At 38.2% G+C, this 20351-nt stretch carries 19 protein-coding genes and 1 riboswitch; of the genes, 13 read left to right on the top strand and 6 right to left on the bottom strand.

The genetic code is table 11. The features are described from left to right. The first annotated feature begins 30 nt into the window (after positions 1-30). Entirely contained in the window at positions 31-1923 is a 1893-nt protein-coding gene (locus WQ54_RS04665) for a glycoside hydrolase family 3 protein (protein ID WP_046513193.1), read from the top strand. Between the two features lie 14 nt (positions 1924-1937). Next, positions 1938-3176, top strand: a complete 1239-nt coding sequence (locus WQ54_RS04660) for an exo-beta-N-acetylmuramidase NamZ domain-containing protein (RefSeq protein WP_046512826.1) — start codon at positions 1938-1940, stop codon at positions 3174-3176. Between the two features lie 162 nt (positions 3177-3338). Here WQ54_RS04660 and WQ54_RS33395 read toward each other — a convergent pair whose 3' ends face one another. Beyond that, on the bottom strand, positions 3339-3515 hold the full coding sequence (locus WQ54_RS33395) for a hypothetical protein (protein ID WP_156177708.1): 177 nt from the start codon (positions 3513-3515) through the stop codon (positions 3339-3341). 177 nt (positions 3516-3692) lie between these two features. Continuing rightward, a riboswitch (purine riboswitch) is annotated at positions 3693-3790 on the top strand. A gap of 249 nt (positions 3791-4039) precedes the next feature. On the opposite strand from WQ54_RS33395, the gene WQ54_RS04655 reads away from it, so the two are divergent. The 5 genes from WQ54_RS04655 to WQ54_RS32415 all read left to right on the top strand — a co-directional run bounded on the left by WQ54_RS04655 (position 4040) and on the right by WQ54_RS32415 (position 9071). Further along, positions 4040-5371: a 5'-deoxyadenosine deaminase gene (locus WQ54_RS04655; RefSeq protein WP_046512823.1), complete on the top strand. Its 1332-nt coding sequence runs from the start codon at positions 4040-4042 to the stop codon at positions 5369-5371. A gap of 184 nt (positions 5372-5555) precedes the next feature. Beyond that, positions 5556-6419 (top strand): ATP-grasp fold amidoligase family protein, encoded by an 864-nt coding sequence (locus tag WQ54_RS04650; RefSeq protein ID WP_231597455.1) that lies wholly within the window; start codon positions 5556-5558, stop codon positions 6417-6419. A 3-nt stretch (positions 6420-6422) separates the two neighbouring features. Continuing rightward, positions 6423-6752 (top strand): hypothetical protein, encoded by a 330-nt coding sequence (locus WQ54_RS31765; protein WP_052737658.1) that lies wholly within the window; start codon positions 6423-6425, stop codon positions 6750-6752. 94 nt (positions 6753-6846) lie between these two features. Beyond that, positions 6847-7566 carry a nuclease-related domain-containing protein gene (locus tag WQ54_RS31760; RefSeq protein WP_084821827.1) on the top strand — a complete coding sequence of 240 codons (720 nt, stop codon included), beginning with the start codon at positions 6847-6849 and terminating at the stop codon, positions 7564-7566. A 566-nt stretch (positions 7567-8132) separates the two neighbouring features. After that, positions 8133-9071, top strand: a complete 939-nt coding sequence (locus WQ54_RS32415; RefSeq protein WP_046512820.1) for a cell wall hydrolase — start codon at positions 8133-8135, stop codon at positions 9069-9071. Positions 9072-9358: 287 nt separating this feature from the next. Here WQ54_RS32415 and WQ54_RS04635 read toward each other — a convergent pair whose 3' ends face one another. The 3 genes from WQ54_RS04635 to WQ54_RS04625 are packed head-to-tail and all read right to left on the bottom strand — an operon-like array spanning position 9359 to position 12497. Continuing rightward, a complete protein-coding gene (locus tag WQ54_RS04635; protein ID WP_046512817.1) occupies positions 9359-10201 on the bottom strand; it encodes a carbohydrate ABC transporter permease in 843 nt (280 codons plus the stop codon). A gap of 14 nt (positions 10202-10215) precedes the next feature. Continuing rightward, on the bottom strand, positions 10216-11169 hold the full coding sequence (locus tag WQ54_RS04630) for a carbohydrate ABC transporter permease (protein WP_084821826.1): 954 nt from the start codon (positions 11167-11169) through the stop codon (positions 10216-10218). Positions 11170-11216: 47 nt separating this feature from the next. Then, positions 11217-12497, bottom strand: a complete 1281-nt coding sequence (locus WQ54_RS04625; RefSeq protein WP_046512814.1) for an extracellular solute-binding protein — start codon at positions 12495-12497, stop codon at positions 11217-11219. Between the two features lie 304 nt (positions 12498-12801). Between WQ54_RS04625 and WQ54_RS04620 the strand changes: the two genes are divergently transcribed. From WQ54_RS04620 to WQ54_RS04605, 4 genes are all read left to right on the top strand, one after another. Next, complete coding sequence (locus tag WQ54_RS04620; protein ID WP_084821825.1) at positions 12802-13485, top strand: TerC family protein; 684 nt, start codon at positions 12802-12804, stop codon at positions 13483-13485. Between the two features lie 286 nt (positions 13486-13771). Beyond that, a complete protein-coding gene (locus WQ54_RS04615; RefSeq protein WP_046512809.1) occupies positions 13772-14044 on the top strand; it encodes an autorepressor SdpR family transcription factor in 273 nt (90 codons plus the stop codon). After that, positions 14044-14676 (top strand): SdpI family protein, encoded by a 633-nt coding sequence (locus tag WQ54_RS04610; RefSeq protein ID WP_046512806.1) that lies wholly within the window; start codon positions 14044-14046, stop codon positions 14674-14676. Before WQ54_RS04615 ends, WQ54_RS04610 begins: the two co-directional genes overlap by 1 nt. 645 nt (positions 14677-15321) lie before the next feature. Further along, on the top strand, positions 15322-15888 hold the full coding sequence (locus WQ54_RS04605; RefSeq protein WP_046512803.1) for an MOSC domain-containing protein: 567 nt from the start codon (positions 15322-15324) through the stop codon (positions 15886-15888). A gap of 480 nt (positions 15889-16368) precedes the next feature. Here the strand turns inward: WQ54_RS04605 and WQ54_RS04600 are convergent, their stop codons facing one another. Next, a complete protein-coding gene (locus WQ54_RS04600; RefSeq protein ID WP_046512801.1) occupies positions 16369-16632 on the bottom strand; it encodes a hypothetical protein in 264 nt (87 codons plus the stop codon). A 205-nt stretch (positions 16633-16837) separates the two neighbouring features. Here WQ54_RS04600 and WQ54_RS04595 point away from each other — a divergent pair, with 205 nt between their 5' ends. Together WQ54_RS04595 and WQ54_RS04590 are read left to right on the top strand one after the other, a co-directional pair. Next, on the top strand, positions 16838-17863 hold the full coding sequence (locus WQ54_RS04595) for an aminoglycoside phosphotransferase family protein (RefSeq protein ID WP_046512798.1): 1026 nt from the start codon (positions 16838-16840) through the stop codon (positions 17861-17863). A 1438-nt stretch (positions 17864-19301) separates the two neighbouring features. Beyond that, on the top strand, positions 19302-19979 hold the full coding sequence (locus WQ54_RS04590) for a reverse transcriptase domain-containing protein (RefSeq protein WP_046512795.1): 678 nt from the start codon (positions 19302-19304) through the stop codon (positions 19977-19979). 89 nt (positions 19980-20068) lie between these two features. On the opposite strand, the gene WQ54_RS32410 is transcribed toward WQ54_RS04590, so the two are convergent. Further along, positions 20069-20351 (bottom strand): transposase (locus WQ54_RS32410; protein ID WP_197089541.1); only part of this gene is annotated, 283 nt, incomplete at its 5' end.

The raw sequence follows: 20351 nt of genomic DNA, 5'->3' as shown, positions 1-20351 counted from the left end.
GGGCTGGCTGCAGCTTTGGCATTAACAGCTATAACAGGGTGTACATCTGCGAAAACATCTGCGGAAGAAACGGCTGCAACTGATGTGAAATCAATTGTTGAGGAGATGTCGATTGAGGAGAAGGTTGGGCAAATGCTAATGCCGGATTTTCGCAATTGGCAAAAGGCTGGCGAAACCAAGGCAACCGGTTTTACAGAAATGAATGATGAAGTCGGAAGCATCATTGAAAAATATCATTTAGGCGGAGTGATTTTATTCGCCGAAAACGTGGTAAACACCGAGCAAACAGTTAGACTTGTTGATGGTCTGCAAAATGCAAGCAAGGACATTCCATTATTTATCACGATCGATCAGGAGGGCGGCATTGTAACCCGTCTGCAATCAGGCACAAACCTTCCTGGAAACATGGCTGTAGGAGCAACTCGAAATGAAAAATACGCCTACCAGACCGGAAACATTATCGGAAAGGAATTAGCAGCGTTAGGCATAAATGTTAATTTCGGACCGGTTGTTGATGTCAACAATAACTCAGAGAATCCAGTCATTGGTGTCCGCTCCTTCAGCTCAAATCCGGAGCTTGTTTCAAAGCTTGGAATTCAAACGATAAAAGGATTGCAAAACCAAAATATTGCGGCAACAACCAAGCATTTCCCTGGCCATGGCGATACCGCGGTAGATAGTCATTATGGACTTCCGCTTGTTCCATATGAGAAGGAGAGACTTCGTTCAGTTGAACTTGTTCCGTTTCAAAAGGCGATCGATGCTGGTGTCGATATGATGATGACAGCCCATGTTCAATTCCCGGCTTTTGATGACACAACGTATATCAGCAAAAAAGACGGCCAGGAAATTATGGTCCCGGCTACTTTGTCTAAAAAGGTTATCACAGGTCTATTGCGGGAAGAAATGGGCTTTGGTGGCGTCGTCGTAACGGATGCGTTAAATATGAAAGCCATTGCGGATCATTTTGGTCAAGAGGAAGCGGTGGTCTTAGCCTTAAAATCAGGTGTGGATATTGCGCTGATGCCAGCCCAAGTTACCTCTCTGGAAATGGAAGAAAATTTAGCATCTGTATTTGAAGCTGTGAAGGAAGCGATTGAAACAGGGGAAATCCCGCTTGAGCAAGTTAATCAATCGGTTGAGCGAATCCTTGAGCTGAAAATCAAACGAGGGGTTTATAAGCCTGGGCAAGAGTCTGAAGAGGCGCCGCTTAATGAAAAGATTGACAACGCGCTTCAGGTAATTGGAAATAAACAACATTTAAAGCTTGAAGAAAAAATAGCAGAAGATGCAGTAACGCTTATAAAAAATGAAGAGAAAACACTGCCTTTTAAACCGAAAATGGACAGTAACATCTTAGTCCTTGCTCCATTTGCTGATCAGGTTGAAGCCATGACAAGAAGCATTAACGAAATCGCTGGTAAAAAGAAATGGAAGAATGTCAAGATAACAGGCTTGAGCTTTTCAGGGAAAACGTTTGACGATGATGTTCGTTCTCTCATTGATGAAGCAGACTATGTGATTACCGGATCCTATGTCGTGAAAAACGACCCTGCCGTAAATGACGGTGTGATTGATGACAGTGTTCAGGACTCAAGCAAATGGGCAACTGCCTTTCCAAGAGCCGTGATGAAGGATGCCCAGGAAAAGAACAAAAAATTCGTGTTAATGAGCTTAAGAAATCCATACGATGTTGCGAACTTTGAAGAAGCAAAGGCTGTGCTTGCCGTTTACGGATTTAAAGGCTATTCAAATGGGCGTTACGGACAACCAAATATTCCTGCGGGCATCGAAGTCATCTTTGGAGAAGCAAAACCGAAGGGGAAATTACCGGTAGATATCCATTCTGTTAAGAATCCGTCTGAGACTTTATATGAGTTTGGGCATGGCTTACATTTAAATTCTTGCAGACAATTAAACTAGGAGGGAGTGTCACTATGAAAAAACTGCTTTTATTGATGATGATTGGCGTGTTGGTCGTAAGCATGGTCCCCTCTGCAAATGTATCTGCTTTGAAGGAGAAGAAAAAACAAAAGGTCACCCCTGGTATTGAGGTGCTCTTAGGGGATCAGAAGGAATTGTTGAAAGGAAAAAAAGTTGGTTTGATTACAAATCCTACTGGAATTGATTCACAGGTAACAAGCATTGTCGATTTGCTGCATGAGGATCCGGACATTGAATTAACAGCTCTTTACGGACCTGAGCATGGGGTGCGCGGGAGTGCGCAGGCTGGGGAATATGTTGACTTTTACGTCGATGAAAAGACGGGCCTGCCTGTTTACAGCCTGTATGGTCAAACAAGAAAGCCGACACCTGAAATGCTCGAAAACGTTGATGTTCTAGTCTTTGATATTCAGGACGTGGGCACACGTTATTATACGTATATTTACACAATGGCCTATGCGATGGAAGCAGCGAAGGAGAATGATATTCCGTTTATCGTCCTTGACCGGCCAAACCCTCAAGGTGGGCTTACGGTGGATGGGCCTGTACTTGAGCCTGAATTCTCTTCATTTGTGGGCTTGTACCCGATTCCGCTCATGCATGGGATGACCGTGGGCGAGCTGGCCATGCTGTTCAACAAAGAATTTGACATTGGCGCCGATCTAAAGGTTGTAAAAATGAAGGGCTGGAAGCGTTCAATGGATTATGATGAGACTGGGCTGCCATTTGTCTTGCCATCGCCAAACATGCCCACTGTGGCAACAACCTTCGTTTATCCGGCAACAGGCTTAATTGAAGGAACCAATGTTTCAGAAGGAAGGGGAACAACAAAGCCATTTGAATTAATTGGCGCCCCTTATATTAACAGTACAGAGCTTGCTGAAACATTAAATTCATTAGGCTTGCCTGGCGTCACATTCCGAGCAGCCTCCTTTACACCTGCTTTTTCAAAGCATGCGGGCAAACTTAGTCATGGGGTGGAAATCTATGTAACGAACCGTGACACATTTAAGGCTGTGCCGACTGGCTTGCACATCATCAAAACGATCCATGATCTTTACCCTGATGACTTTGAATTTCTTGCAGCAAACAACTTTAGCCGTTTGATCGGGAATGACTGGATAAGAAAGATGATTCAAGAAGGAGCCTCTGTTTCAGACATCGTGAAGAACTACCAAGATGACCTCAAGCGATTTAAAAAGATTCGGGAGCAGTATTTACTGTATAAATAGGGTCAGACCATTGCTTTAAGAATGATAAACGCCATAAACAAAGCTAGATCTCCGGGAAATGAACAGCCTTCTCGAAGATTATAGTGAGAAACAAAAAGGGTTGAATCGATGTTGATTCAGCCCTTTTCTGTTTACAAACATCCAAGATTGCTTTCTTGCCGATTAATGATTCCAAATAATCCCTTTATAGTAAACACTTTTCATCTGAAACTCTCCTTCGTTACCAATCGCGTCCATGATCAGCTTTAGCTGGTTAACAGCATCGACAATTCCGTTTGCATTGAAGATAAGATCACGTTGCCAATCACTGGTTTCCAATGTGAATACATATTGTTTCAAAGCTAAACACCCCTTTTATGAACTCGGTATACCAATGATTTTAAGAGAAGTCTTCAAGGTAATCCATTAGGTTGTTCGTATTGTTTACATGTTATTTATGGCTATGTTAAATCATTAGGGAGAAAATCTAACGAAGTTGTTGTATCAAGTTTTAAAGCCTACTATGATTAGGATTGTAAATACTATTCTCCATCCTCTCGTATAACCTTAATAATCGGATTAAGGGTCTCTACAGAAACCGTAAATTTCTGGCTACGAGGAAAATATGCTCTTTTGCGTATTTTCTTCGTGGTTTTTTTATCCAATAAAAGTTGACGAAAGTGATTGAAATGGGATGACCCTCAGAAAGAGGAATTGGCATCAGTTAAGAGGAATTTAGAAAAGAAAGACATCATATAATGTTCAACTGCCTGATTTGTCATGGCCATTGAATTTACGATCTCATCTCCGCAATTTTTCAATGAGCAAGGAGATGCCCATGTCTATTTTGGCGGCAAGGTTATTGCGTGATAGGGGGATACGTTATGAATCTACTTATTAAAAATGCAGAAATTGTGACGATGAATAAAGATGAAGAAATCATGATAGGCGATCTTCACATCGTTGACGATATCATTATGAACATTGGTCCTAACCTAGAGGTTCTGCAACCAGATAAAATCATCGATGCAAAAGGAAAGACAGTTATCCCTGGCTTTGTCCAAACTCATATCCATCTATGCCAAACGGTCTTCCGCGGACAAGGTGATGACCTGGAATTAATGGACTGGCTAAAAAAGAGAATTTGGCCGTTAGAGGCTGCACATGATGAGGAGTCGATCTATTATTCCGCTATGCTGGGGATTGGGGAGCTTATCCAAAGCGGAACGACAACGATTGTTGATATGGAGACCGTTCATCATACGGAATATGCTTTTAAAGCAATTGCAGAAAGCGGAATTAGAGCCTTATCTGGGAAAGTAATGATGGATAAGGGTGATGAAGTGCCTCTTCCATTACAGGAAAAAACGGAAATCTCTATTAAAGAAAGTGTCGACCTCTTGGAAAAATGGCACAACTATGATAATGGCCGAATTAAATATGCGTTTTCCCCTAGATTTGTCGTGTCTTGTACGGAAAAGCTGCTTAAAGAAGTCCGGTCTCTATCAGAATATTATCATGTAATGGTTCATACACATGCTTCAGAAAACCTTGGGGAGATTGACATTGTTCAAAAGGAAACCGGAATGAGGAATATTGTGTATTTAGATCATTTAGGACTGGCGAATCCCCAACTTATTCTTGCTCATTGTATATGGTTAGATGACGAAGAAAAGAAAATCATTCGTGAAAGAGGTGTTCATGTTAGTCATTGTCCCGGCTCCAACTTGAAGTTAGCATCTGGTATAGCAGAAACTCCATATATGTTAACGGAACAAGTTTCATTGAGCCTGGGTGCTGACGGAGCACCATGTAATAACAACCTAGACATGTTTAATGAAATGAGGTTAGCAGCACTTATACAAAAACCGGTCCACGGACCGACTGCAATGGATGCACATACAGTTTTTAAAATGGCAACGATCGGCGGGGCAAAAGCTGTCGGCATGGAAAAGGAAATTGGCAGCATTGAGATTGGAAAAAAGGCTGACTTAGCGATATTAAATTTGAATCAATTTCATACATATCCCTCGTACGGCGTAAATCCAATTTCAAGAATTGTCTACTCTGCAACTCGTGCCGATGTGGAAACAACGATTATTAATGGTGAAATTGTGATGGAAAACGGTCACTTAAAGACGATTAATAAGAGAATGGTGTTACATGAGGCAAATCATAGTATCAAGAGATTGTTACAGAGAGCAAAACTGAAATAGATGATCAAGTGAAAAAATTTTGTTGAATATTTCATAAAGGAATATCCCATATAAGGGGAGTATATATCTAGTAACGAACTAGGAAAAAAGCAATGCTAACTTTTGGCTGCCTGGACTTATGCTTGGCAGCCGAGTGAATGTGTGTCCTTATTTTATAAACCAAGGGGTGCGGGTCTTGGAAAAAGTGATCAATGTTAGAAGCTTAGACGCCAAAAAGGACTATTTAAAAAAATATGGCTTGACACGATTTATTGAATTCTATTTTCAGCACTATCATGGATATCCATGTTCCTTTGACAATCCTCAGACATTATCAGAGAAAATTCAATGGCTGAAGCTTCATGGGAAGTTAGAACGATTTGCCCGTTATGTTGACAAGTTTGAGGTAAGAGAATTCATCAAACATTCAGTTGGAAGCGAACATGTCATCCCTCTCTTGGGCCTTTATTCCGGCTTTGGGGGAATTAACTTTGACAGCCTGCCAGAGAAATTTGTGTTGAAGGCCACACATGGTTCAGGGTGGAACGAGGTTGTTTTAAATAAACGGGAGCTCGATTTAGCGGCATTGCAGCAAAAATGCGACAATTGGCTTACGACAAATTTCTACGACGTAAGCGGTGAGCCGAATTATCGTCCGCTTAAAGGGAGAATCATCATCGAAACCTATATTGGTGAAGAAGGCCGAGACTTAAAAGATTACAAGTTTTTTTGCTTTCATGGTGAGCCATTATTTATCCAGGTGGATAGCGAGAGGTTTGGAGGGCATAAAAGGGATCTGTTTACAACCGATTGGGAACCATTAGCCGTTCAAATGCTCTATCCACCATCAGAGGAACCACTTGAGAAGCCTTTGCTGCTAAATGAGATGACGGCTATTGCTAAAACGCTCTCAAAAGATTTTCCGCTAGTACGGGTGGATTTATACCAAACCTCTAACCGAATCTACTTTGGAGAACTGACCTTTACACCAGGAAGCGGATTTATCGCTTACGATCCAAAGGAATATGATTTTTACTATGGAGGGCAATTGGATCTATCCAGGTATTGATCGGTGAATACTAGAAAAAATGAAAAAGTTGCAAAATTAGTAATGGAAGTTGCAAAATTCCGCTCCAAAGTTGCAAAATACCTAGTGAGCGGGACTATATTTTCTTTTAATCTATGCAGGATTTTAAGAAGAAAACAACGAATGAAGGTAGGAAATCCAGATTGGAGGGATGAGATGATCATTAAGAAACGCGAAATCCCTCTTTCGGTCCAAAAATTGAAAGCATTGCTTCGCCGCACACCTCCAAATCATTCAAAATATCATATTATGAAAGAAAATCTATCAAAAGGCTCGCAGGCTATAAAGGAGAAACTTATCTTGACTATCCATTAAGCTTTCTTTCTGAAAAAGATACGTACATTCTCCATGATCTTCGTCTTAAGGATTCCGCAAATTATTTTCAGCTTGATTCACTGATCAAAAATATATTCTCATATTAGAGGTGAAACATATCGCAGGTGCGATATGTTTTGATCAGGTCTTTCATCAGCTCATTCGAACACTTGATGGAAATGAGACCGTTCTGGAAAATCCAATGATTCAGATTAGCCGCCAAGAGATGCAGCTTGAAAAATGGCTAAGAAATAATCGGTTTCCGAACGTACCAATTCTATCCCTCGTCGTTTTTAGCCATCCAAAGGCCCTTCTTCGCACATCTCCTGAAGACCAAGATCTAGGTCAGAAAATCATCCACCGTCATTTACTTCCGACAAAATTCCTTCAATTTGAAAAACAATATCCAGAAGAGCGTTTAACGAAAAAAGACATTAAAATGATGATTAAATGTATAAGAGATCAAGATACTCCTCTTGATCAGCCAGTTCTCGAGCAATATGAGATTCACTATGATGAATTACAGAAAGGGATCTTTTGTCCTTCTTGTGAACACTGTCCAATGGTGAGAGAATACGGAAAATGGCATTGTAAACATTGCAGCCATCAAGGAAAGAATTTTCATCTTGATGCATTGAGAGACTACTATTATCTTTTCGGCTCTGAAATAACGAACAAAATGGCAAGAGATTTTTTACAAATTTCTTCCCCTTATTTAGCTTCAAGATTGCTTCATTCCATGAACTTGAAATCAATTGGTGTGACTAAGGATAAAATCTATTATTTATCGTTTGAGAAAAATCTATGGAAATAACCAGGAAAGGGCATGATGTAGATTTAAAACAACTATCATTTATAAAAGTTTAATCAATATCCTGTATTCATTTTCTTTAAAATTCTATTCGTGTTAATCCTAAGGGCCATATAATTAAAGAAAATTTATAAATAGAAGAATCGATATTAAAAACTTTTACTAAGTGTGTAATTTTTGAGCCTTCTTTCTCAAGAAGAGCTTGAATATTAAGTTATTAACTACTGGTTGTGCTGATAATAAACCAAATATAGTTACATTGCTAAAGGAACTACCTTTTTGTTAAGGTGTTCCTTTTTTACATCTGTTTTTTAGATTTACTCCTCAACATGTAAGGTAAAGGTAAACAAAAACAACTAAAATTATTAAAAAATAATGAATCTCGAGACATGCTAAAATATACCTCTTATGGATAAATATCGGGCTAAAAATGTCATTGAAATAGGAATAATGTCATAATTGTACCTAATCTGTAATATTATTCATCAAACTAATAGAAATGTAACTGAATCGTTCGGTAAAACAAGTCATTGCCTATGCTAGAGTAATATCATACGGAGGTAACACCTATGAATATTACATATATGAAAACATTAGTTGTAGTTTGTGTAGTTACATTTTTATTTATCGTTTTAAAAGATAGTAAGGCCGAGGCTTTTAACCAAATCAGAGAAGATAGTCCTTGGATAATTGAACAACAATATAGTTTATCTACTGATGACTTAAACCATGTAAATAATCTTCATAACTATTGGATTAATATAAAAAAAATGATGGAAATGCCAGATGAAACGGAAGTATTAGCAGCGCAAACATCAAACCCTGTAATAGAAATGCCAGATGAAATGGAAGTATTAACAGCACAATCATCAAAAACTGGAGTGAAAATGCCAGATAAAATGGAAGTATTAGCAGCGCAACCATCAAACCCTGTAATGGAAGTGCAAGATGAAACGGAAGTATTAGCAGCGCAACCATCAAACCCTGTAATGGAAGTGCAAGATAAAACGGAAGTATTAACAGCGCAACCATCAAACCCTGTAATGGAAGTGCAAGATAAAATAGAAGTAATAGCAAAACAAACATCAAAATCTGAAAATGAAAAGAAAGAACCAGAACAAAAGCAACCAGCAGTTACCCTTTCAAATGAAGAGAAAGACTTATTTGCCCGCTTAGTGGAAGCTGAAGCAAAAGGTGAATCATATGAGGGGAAAGTAGCAGTTGCGATTGTTGTATTGAATCGAGTTGAATCTCCTAACTTCCCAAATACAGTTACAGAAGTTATTAATCAAGTAGTAGGGGGTACCTATGCCTTTTCTCCTGTTCAGAATGGAGAGATTAGTAAGCCAGCATCTGCTGAGTCAAGACGGGCAGTAGATGATGCACTAACGAGCAAAGATCATTTAAATAATTCTATTTATTTTTATAACCCAGACATTGCAACTGATAATTGGATTCGCACTCGTGACATAGTAAAGACAATTGGTCATCATGTATTCGCAAAATAATGAATAAATAGCCGTTGAAACTTTACTGGTGGGGTTTTTGTATTTATATTCGCGTTTTGTTGGAGCAACTCCAATAAAGATTATAACTCATCTTCCATAATCATTTACCCGAATTAAAATCATGCAGTCTGAGAAATTCCAGCCTATGTCCTATTTAAGCGTATCTTTGAGGTACCCAACATTAGAAAAGCCGATGATTCCTTAACATAGGAAAAATCGGCTTTTCTCATTCAAAAGTTATCTTAGCGTGGTTTTATCAACTTGGTGGATGCACAATAAATTTCTCCCTAATGCTTCACAGATCCTTCAGTAAGACCCGCTATAAAATGCTTACTGAAAAGCAAAAATACGATTAATATTGGGATCGTGGCCATGAATGTGCCGGCTAAGATCATCGAAAAATCTTGAAAGTAAGCGCTGTTCAGTGTTCTGAGCGCGATTTGGATCGTATGAACGCTCCGGTCTTTTAATACAACCAATGGCCACAGGAAGTCATTCCAAACATTCATAAAGGTGATTAACCCTAATGTTGCAATTGCAGGGCGTATAGCGGGAACCGTTATATTCCAGAATAAACGGAAATTCGAGCATCCGTCGATTCTTCCTGCATCAAGCAATTCATCAGGAATCGTCGATGATATGTATTGCCTCATCCAGAAAACACCGAATGCATTAACCATCCCCGGAACGATAACGGCGTTTAAGGAGTTAATCCAGCCTAATTTACTGACAATCATATAGGATGGAATAAGCCCTAATTGAGTAGGGACCATCATTGTCGCTATAACAAAGATAAACAGGTAGTTTCGACCCTTAAAATGCAATTTCGCAAAAGCGAATCCTGCAAGCGAGCAAAAGAATAGCACCGAAACCGTAATCGCAGTTGAAGTAATAACTGAATTGAATATGGCAGCTAAGAAGTCAATATTATTAAAGACTTTTGCTGCATTTTCAAAAAAATCAGCACCAGGGATCATCTTTGGCGGAAAGCTATTAACTGCAGAAGTTTGGTTTGAGCCTATAACAAACATCCAATAAAACGGAAATATAGATAAAGCGGTAATGATGATTAAGAAACCATAGGTTATTTGTCTGCCAATCGAAAATTTTGATACACCAACCTCTTTCATAGCTTCTTTTCCTCCTAGTCTGCAGATTTTATTCTGTTTGTTAAGAATAAATTAAATAAAGAGAACAGGACGATAATTAAGAACAACACCCATGCGATCGATGATGCATACCCAAATGAATCCCTGACAAAGGCCTCTTCATAAAGGTAAAGAGTAATCGTCAGCCCTTGCTCCATAGCACCGCCGCCCAATCCAGAAAACATTAGTGGTTCTGCAAAAATTTGCAAACCGCCAATGGTTGATAAGATAACGGTAAAGATGATCATTGGCCGGATCATTGGGATCGTTATATGAAAGAATTGCTGTGTTTTGCTTGCTCCGTCAATCGTTGCTGCTTCATATAAATCCTTTGAGATACTTTGCAGAGCCGCCAAATAGATGATGGCATTATAGCCTGTCCATCTCCACATTACCATTGAAGCAATCGCAAGATGAGTAGCAAGTGTTGATCCTTTCCAATTGATCGGTTCTATTCCTATTAAGGAGAGCAAGTAGTTGAGAATGCCATATTGCTCACCAAAAATCGAAGAAAAGATAATGGCTACCGCAACAATGGAAGTAATGTTAGGCAAAAAGATGGAAAGCCGGAAAAATTCTTTTCCTTTTAAAAATGCTTGGTTTAAAATAAACGCCAGCACTAACGCTAAAAATAATTGAGGCAATGTCGAAAGGATCCAAATACTAAACGTATTTCGAATGGAAATCCAAAAAACCGGATCGGAAAATAAAACAGCATAGTTATCGATTCCGATAAACTCTTTACCGCCAAGGATATTCCAATCATGAAATGAAATAAAGGCAGTATATATGAGAGGGAAAACCCCAAAAACTCCAAATAGAATAAAAAACGGGGAAATATAAAGATAACCGGATATATGATCCTTTGTTCGCTGGGATAATTGCCCTCTGCTCTTTTTCTGGTGAGCGATTTGTTTTCGATTCTTGTCCAAATCAATGTTGACACTCATACTATCCTCCACCCTTTCTTCAATGAAAAATTCTGTGAATAATAGAATTAATTGTCGAGCTCTTCATACCTCTTCAGCTTATCCATCGCTCGTTCCCAGCTTTCTTCAGGATGCTGAAGCCCATCTTCAACCCTTACAACGGCATCTGTCATGATTTTCTCAATATTAATTGAATTTTTGCCCTCGATAACCGGTTTTACTCTTTCGGCAGCTTCAGCATAGATTTTACCTACAGGAGCGCCGTTAAAGTAATCATCAGTGAAATTTTGAAGAGCTTCAGATTCATAGGTTTCAGGGGTAGAAGGAAAGTTTCCTTTTTCTTCAAACGTGACCTGCTGCTGCTCCGGTGAGAGCAACCACTTAATTAACTTATACGCTTCTTCAGGATTATCGGATTGTTTGGGGATCGTGAGAAATGATCCTCCTTGATTTCCTGAACCTTCTGGTATTTGGGTTAGATCCCATTTCCCCTCAGCATCTGGTGCATTTGCTTTCACAGACACCATCTGCCATGCAGGCATCATGACTGTTGCAAAGTCGCCGTTCGTCAAACCTGTGCCCCATTCCGTAGACCCGCCATCGAAACTTGCTGAAAGATCCCTTTCAATGAGTTGCATAGTGTAGTCATACGCTTTTTTAAGTTGGGGATTTTTGCTGACAATGACTTGTCCATTTTCATTGTAATACTTTTCTTTGCCCTGGCCTTCAATGACAGAATACAACGCACTTGCATTATCAATCATTGATTTGCCTGTCTTTTCTTTAATTTGTTCACCTATCTCAAGGTAGTCATCCCACGTTTGAATCAGCTGCGCTACCTCTTCTCTATCAGTAGGCAATCCTGCTTCCTCAAACACATCCGTTCGATAAGCCATCGCTTGCGGCCCAATGTCTGTCGGCAGGCCGATCACTGCTTCACCGTCCGGCGTCATTGCTTGCTTCCATTTCCAATCGAAATAATCGCCGCTTACTTCATCGGCCTTAAAATCTAGTAAGTTATAAAAATGTTCCGGATAATCCAAATACTTCGCAATCCCTTTTACTTCAATTGCCGCGACATCCGGTGCTCCGCTTCCTGCAGCCAATGCAGTTGTTAAATTATTGTGCACGTCATTAAATTCAGCAAGTTGAATCTCTATTTCAATCCCATTTTCTTTTGCATATTGCTGAATTTGATCTTCAATTCCCATTCCAGGCCATAACCAAATAGTCAGTTTATTGTCTGATGATTCCCCGCTCGAACTTTGAGAACAACCAGAAGACCAGACTATTACGGTAAAACAAACGATGACCAGGAAAAACTTTGGCCAAACCACTTTTCTGCCCATTGATTTACCCCCTTAGATAGTAAGTATACTCAACAAACTAAGTCAATTTTCATTCTATTCAGAATGTAAGCGTTTGTCAAATGTTTTGTAAGGGTTTTCATGGATGTTTATCAAAAAATAGGAAATTGTAAGCAGCATCCAGATGGGCGAATTCTACCATATATAAAAGACACGTATACGATTACTCTCAGATACTTTATTAACCTACTGAATTATTATACAATTAAAGTATACTTCCATTTCTACATCAGAAATAGCAAGTAGATAAATGGAGAAAATTGAAAAGAATAAAGGTGGTTTTCAAGTGGACGGCAGTGCATTTATACTTAATCTTTTAGAAATCCTTCTCATCAATATTGTTTTAAGTGGAGATAACGCAGTTGTCATTGCGTTAGCTTGTCGTAATTTACCGGAACAATATAAAAAGAAAGCAGTGTTTTTCGGTACTTTTGGAGCTATTGCGTTAAGGGTAGTTTTAACATTTGCGGCTGTCTATTTATTGATGATTCCATACTTAAATTTTATAGGCGGATTATTGCTGCTGTGGATTGCAGTAAAGCTATTAAAAGGTGAAGAAGAGGGAGACATAACAGCGAACTCAAATCTTATGGGAGCTATTAAAACGATTATTATTGCGGATTTGGTCATGAGTTTGGATAACGTTGTTGCTGTAGCAGGTGCAGCGAACGGAAACATTTTGTTGATTATACTTGGTTTAGTTATCAGCATTCCATTAATTATTTGGGGAAGCCAGCTCTTAATGGCAATTATGGAGAAATTCCCTATTATTATTATAATTGGAGCCGGATTATTAGGTTATACTGCTGGTGAAATGATATTAAAAGATAAGGCTGTCGGACATGTCCTGGAGGGAATCAATCACAGCCTTCACCTTGCGATCCCGATTATCCTAGCTATTTTAGTTATTCTAATTGGTAAATTTAGCGAACATTTAGCAAAAGCCAAGGGGACTGTCGGCGCGCGATAAGATGCAAAATGAAATGAAAGCTATTTTTGGAGGCTGAGAAATCGAAAAGGTTACTTAGCCTCCTTTTTTTGTTTTTTAACTTTTCATTTTGGGTTCTTTGTACTGACTTTAATAATGAGCACTCTATAATCAACATAATATTTCTGTTGCTGAACTTTTCTTACTATTTCCGCTGCAAAACATTGACTTTTTATAAAAATCTACATAAAATGGAATTAGATATTTAGACATTTATCTAAATATCTAACTTAATCCTCACATAAGAATCATGATTAGAGGTGACAAAATGTCTCTTAATGAAGCTTTCAAAGCATTATCCGATCCAACTCGAAGACAAATCTTAACATTGTTGAAGGAAGACGAACTAACCGCTGGAGAAATAGCCTCTCATTTTAGTATGCAAAAGCCAAGTGTTTCCCATCATCTGAAAATATTAAAGCATGCTTCATTAATTGAGGATGAAAGAAGGGGACAGCATATTTATTATTCATTAAATACAACGGTTTTTCATGAATTAATGAGCTGGTATTTCAATTTTATTGATAAGGAGGAGAAATAATGAAAAGGTATTTACTCAGTTTTCTTCTTATTGCCGTAAGTTTTGTAATAGGTGTAATTGCCCTCCCTTATTTGCCAGATCAAGTGGCTATGCATTGGAATATTAACGGGGAGGCCGATCAGTTTTGGAACAAATCATACGCAGTCTTCTTTGGTCCGCTTTTAATGATTGTTCTGTTTGCTTTGCTTACCTTAATGCCGAAGATTGATCCTAAAAAAGAGAACTATAAAAAATTTTCAGGTACCTACAATATTTTTGTGAATTTGTTCATCGTATTCTTTTTTGTCATTCATCTCGTAACGATAGGCTATAACTTAGGTTTGGCCATTGATATTTCATTCGCGATCCTCATAGCAATCGGGTTTCTCTATATCATTCTGGGGAATTACATGCCTCGTATTAAACATAATTATTTTGCAGGGATTCGTACACCATGGACATTGGCAAATGAAAAAACATGGACAAAAACACATCAATTAGGTGGAAAGGTGTTTGTCCTTGGTGGAATATGTATGATATTCATTTCATTTTTACCCGGACTTTATAAATTTATTAGTTTAATGGTTATACTTGTCACTTCGCTCTTAATTTTAACGATCTCATCTTATATTTTTTACAATAGGTATAAATAGTCCGAAAATATTGCCGAACTGAGGAACAAAAGTATGAATGAGGACGCCTTTTAGGTGTCCTTTAAATGGAGTATTGAGCATACAAATAATCGAAACTATCTAATAGATGTTAAACAAGGAAACAATGTTCGATTATTAAAACAGCCTGTATTCTTTCTATGTAGAGGGAGGATCTAATCATTTGAGATGGTTCTTTGCAATTCTCTTTATTTTAATTGGGGCTTTTTTATTTTCCTTAACCATTGATGATTTGGGAAATATAGGACATATCATAATGAAAATGATAGGATTAGGATGTTTTTTATTTGCTGGTCTTATTGTTAGAAAAAAGAATAACAAGAATCATCTTAAACTTTAAGACGCGTTTCTTTAGGAACGCGTCTACTAAAAAACATAATAAGATGAAATACCGCAATCAATCAACGATAAGAAATGGACAAAAGCCAAACCCTTAGTATTACCGGGTTTGGCTCTTTGGTGTACTTTTGATAGTTGGCAGTATGTAAACGAATATTGTAAAGTATCCATTCAATTTTTGGGTACTTGTTGATTGAACGGTCAAGGTTAATGAAAAAAGGAATAATCAAACCTTTATTGAATGTGAACAAACATCGAGTTTAAAAGAAGGAAGGCTGTGAGGATTGAATGTTTGATGAAAAAAAAGAAAGTTCAATTTTAGGTACAGTCATAGCGGTTAGTTTAAGTCAGGTGCATACGTTTAGTAAAGAGAATCAAGAGAATATAAAGTTAGTGAAGGGTTTAGGGGTTGAAGGTGATGCACATTTTGGTTCAACGGTTAAACATCGCTCGAGAGTGGCACAAAATCCAAATCAACCGAACCTAAGGCAAGTGCATTTAATTCAAAATGAGTTATTCGAAGAGTTAGCAGACCGTTTTAACATTAAACCTGGACAATTGGGGGAAAATATTACAACTGTCGGGATAAATCTTCTTGAATTACCTACTGACACGATCTTATGTATAGGTGTGTCTGCAATTATTAAGGTAACAGGCTTACGTAATCCTTGTGCTCAAATTGATCATTTTAAACCTGGTCTATTAAAGGCCGTTTTGGATAGGGATTCAGACGGAAATCTAATAAGAAAAGCAGGAATAATGGGAGTCATATTACAGAGTGGAGAAGTGAAACCAGGTGATACCATCCGTGTTGAATTGCCTCCCAAACCATTTAAAAAGCTTGAACGCGTTTGAACTAGCCTGTGCATATTTGTACCTTAGTTATAATAATCTTGTTTGTGAAAAAATATATTGAAACTATACTTGCGATTGTAAAAAAAGGAGTTATCACTTTTGGATTACAGTTATGAGAATAATCACAGTTAGACTAGACAGGCAAGATTTGATAGTGAAAAGTAGAAGAAAGCTTAAATGATTTTGTACAGTAAGGAATACTTGACTTATCGAAATAAATAAATTAAAATAACATTAAGCGAACAAATGTTTGGTTGATGTTCTATATTTTTCTACTGAACCTTCTTATCATTCCCCTGATGAGAAGGTTCTTTTTTTATGTGCTTCGAAAAAATACGGTCATGTCAATGGCGGTGAGGGGGTATAGGTTTTGTAAGTTTTATGTTTGACTAATTTTGACTAACAGGTTCGGTTTACCTTTATTTTTGCCTATTGTTGAACCATAAGAATAAGCACCCAATAAGGGTGCATAAAAAATAATTAATCTTCGTCCTCTTCTTCATCATCGTCAAATGTCTCAGGTTCAGAAGTAATTGTAATAGTTCTTGTATCAATTCTTACTTTGAAGGCTGCTTCCCAAGTCGCATGTTTGAAATCCACTTCAGTGTTATCGATAGTAAAATTTAGAATGATCGAGTTATCTGGGTCAACTACTACATAACTCTTTTTATTTGAATAAAGCTTATAAGATGGATGTGCAATAAGAGTCCAACTAGTAGCTAATTCATGTTTCACTGTTTCCACAATAATCCCCCCGCTTTCATCTACATATGCTTAATTCGACAATGTAGGGAATTTATCCTCTTTTACTGATCCTTATCAACATTAACTAAATTCTACTATTAATCATTCAAATCATAATGGTACACCTTCACTGGGGCGGATTATTGAACGAACGAAGAAGATTAGTTAAAGAAGGAATTATACATTATTAAGAGAATACATCCTGATGATAAAAAATTTAATAAGGAAAGAAGATCTTATGGAGATGAATAATCGTATTTCTGCTATTTTAAAAAATAACTATGGAATTGAAGCAACTTCAATAGAACAGCGTCCAGGGGGATGGTCGGCTTTAGCTTTTTTCGTAGAAGATATAAGGGGAAAGTATTTTTTAAAAGTGTATAACAAAAAAAAGCCTTCCATCTCTCCGTGGATTAATGCAATCGACAGATATACCCCTTTAGTAAAATGGTTGCATAACCATACTGATTTACAAAAGCATCTCGTCAATACAATCTATACGAGTTCACAAAGTAGTAAATGTGAAGACGAACAGTACGTGTATTTGCTTTCAGAGCATTTAGAAGGAACTACAATTGGTGAGAAGCAGCTAAGTTCAAATCAGGTAAATGAACTGGCTAAGATTCTGGGAATACTTCATAAAAGCACTTCAAATATCCCTAATGAATTAAAAAAGCAACAAGTAAAGGAAAGTTTTGATATTGATTTCTGCGAATACCTATCTTCTTTTATTCATAACGATTTGTCTAAAACAAACGATATCGTTTTAGACATTGTAAAGCCTTATACTGGCACTTTATTAGAAAAGATTAAGAGGATGAGGTATTTATCAAATACTTTGAAAAGCAAATCTCAACAGTTTGTTTTGTCTCACGCCGATGCTCATAATTGGAATCTTATGCAGGGGCAAAACCTTATGCTTATTGATTGGGAATGTGTAAAACTTGCTCCGCAAGAACAAGACCTAATCCTTATCATAACAGAGCCATATGCCGGACAATTCTTATATGAATATAGGAAATTTATGAATTATGAGACTCCTGATTTTGATGCCTTTGAATTTTATTTCTTAAAGAGAAAACTTGAAGATATCTGGGAGTGGATTAAGGACTTACGTTTTGAAGGTCTTGTAAAATCAGAAGAAGTAACACTCGAGCTTCTAAAGTTGACCCTTGATGCCTGTACAAGAACTGAGAAGTTTCGGTCGGAAATTCAAAAAGTTTTTAATTAATAGGCAAGATAGGATATGTTTGTTCAACTAACAGGTGCGATGCTTCAATAAGGAAGGATCGCTTTTTCTTATTTTAGTAACGTTGCAGGTGTGCGGCCGAGCATAGGTCGTGTCATATAGCGGGTGGGATTCCCGTCGAGTAAGAACTAGCCATTCGCTCGTAGCGAGTCTTGGAGGACTATAGGTAACTCTAGTCTTTAAGCGTAGACAGTTAGGTGGAGCAGCCGTCAAGGCTGAGAATCTCATGGAGTGAAAGTCTCCTGTCATCAATTGGCCGAATTCGGATGACTAGCATATCCAATGCGTGGGGAGGTAACAAACTACGTTCTGCTTGGAAGTAAAAGTCACGGCGGCCTATTCTACACTGAGAGAATAAGGTCGGAACAGTCTGTGTGGCGAGCAAACCTAGAGGCCAGAAGGAATTAACGAATACTGCAGTCCCGAAATCTACGCCCCTCCAAGAAACTGTTTCGAGGGATGATTTGCTTAGCGTCGACCTTTATCTAACGGGGGAAGACCGATTCCTTACGGGAAGAAACGGTCAAAAGCACCGTAAGGGCAGCCGGGGCACGGGTTCTAGCATCTAGGGAAAGATTCTCAGAGATAACGACGGGAAGGTCCTACTTCAAATTTGAATGGTACAAACCAATAAAGACCTATCATATAAGAGGCTAATAGAAATTGGTAGGAAGATTTAGGACTGGCGCATGAGGTCGTAGTAGCAACGAGAGAAGGGTAATGCCTTCTTAAGTGTAAGGAAATTACACTTCTATTAAGGTAACACCTATGATGGAGCGAAGGACCTCTGGGCACTTGGAATGTTTAAGCATAATAGACTCTGAGCTATTAAGTATGTTTAAACTAGCTTACAAGTAAACTTACAAATGATGGGGGAATATGTGTACCGACATTTAATCCTGCGGTTGTATGGGAAGACCTGTAGGTGATTAACCAAGGTCAGAACCGGACTCGGGAAATCCGACCGTCCGGGATCGTAGGGGGGCTACAGGAAACGTGATTTTATCATATGCGCGCGCCTGTTTTCTACCCGACGGCGGGCCGAAAGCCAAATGGCTGAAGGGATTGAGCTCCATAAACGTTAGTAAACCGAGAGGGCTGATGCCTTACCTGCGTGCAGAAAGCAACATTTTATCCTTCGTCAAAGGCTAGAAGGATGAAACCTCTCTGGAGTCAGAGACCTTGGGACGTTACACATTGATATGATACGGCAACTCGGGAGACCCTACCGGTCTTTTCTACTTTATAGAAGAGTATGGTCTACAAGCGATAATAAGCAAGGAAACCAAATGCCGATGTAGGGAGTCGGATAGCAGCGTAGTACCAATGAAGTTGGGTAATGCCGATGGAGGAAAGGCTAGCTACCAGTTATCACCCTTACTAGGGACACATTTACTACACACAGAGGTAGGGATAATAAATGGAAACAAAACTACTAAGGATAGCAGAATTAGCAAAATCTGATACTAAATTGAAATTCACATCACTTGCACACTTATTAAATGAGCAAACGCTAACACAGTGTCATCATGAACTACCTAATAAAAAGGCGACTGGTGTTAATGGAACGACTAAAGAACAATACAGCGAAAACATGGAAGAAAACATAAAGGATTTAGTAAGTAGGCTTAAAAGCAAAAGTTATCGACCTGTTCCAGTAAGAAGAATGTATATCCCAAAACTCAATTCAAACAAGAAAAGACCTTTGGGGATACCGGAACATGAAGATAAAATTGTTCAAAAAGGCATTACAAAGATACTAAATACCATCTATGAAAATGACTTTCTTGATTGCTCCTTTGGATTCCGTCCAAATCGTAATTGCCACGATGCTTTGAAAATACTGAATTATTACATTGAAAAGAAGTCAGTAAATTATATAGTAGATGTAGATATCAAAGGATTCTTCGACAACGTTGACCACACATGGATGATGGAGTTCTTAAAACTACGAATCTCTGACCCTAACCTACTAAGAATAATTGGTAGGTTTCTTAAAGGTGGATATATGGAGAAAGGTAAGAAATACAAAACAGACAACGGCACACCGCAAGGGAGACCTCCGAAAAAGGCACGTTTAAATGTGTTCTTTAGGTGATTTTTACATTTTCCGGGTGTTTATAAGGGATATTCTATGTTAAAAGGGGTAAATTCAAGAGATAAATGAGGGTTTTCTCCTTTTTATTCCTATGATTCTTGTAAAAGGGCAGACTTCTCCCGTTGTCGTTTTTGAGTAATTAATTTACTCATACGTTTTACATTACAAGCTATTGTTGATAGAAGAGAGTGAATGGATGTTCTTTCTAACCCTCTGTAACGGCTGCGACGTAAACTATGATTTCTTACTTTATCTGCATGTCGACGCTCAATTAACCATCTATTTTTACTCGCCTTTTTATAATCATTTGTTTGATAGTGCTCACGTCCTCGTGCTAAATCAAAGTAATAGTTACTAATATACACGTGTCTT

It is taken from the genome of Bacillus sp. SA1-12, from assembly GCF_000981385.1.
Lineage (GTDB): Bacteria > Bacillota > Bacilli > Bacillales > Bacillaceae > Metabacillus.
Note: the sequence above shows the minus strand (reverse complement) of the source record. Positions and strands in the feature narration are given on the sequence as shown.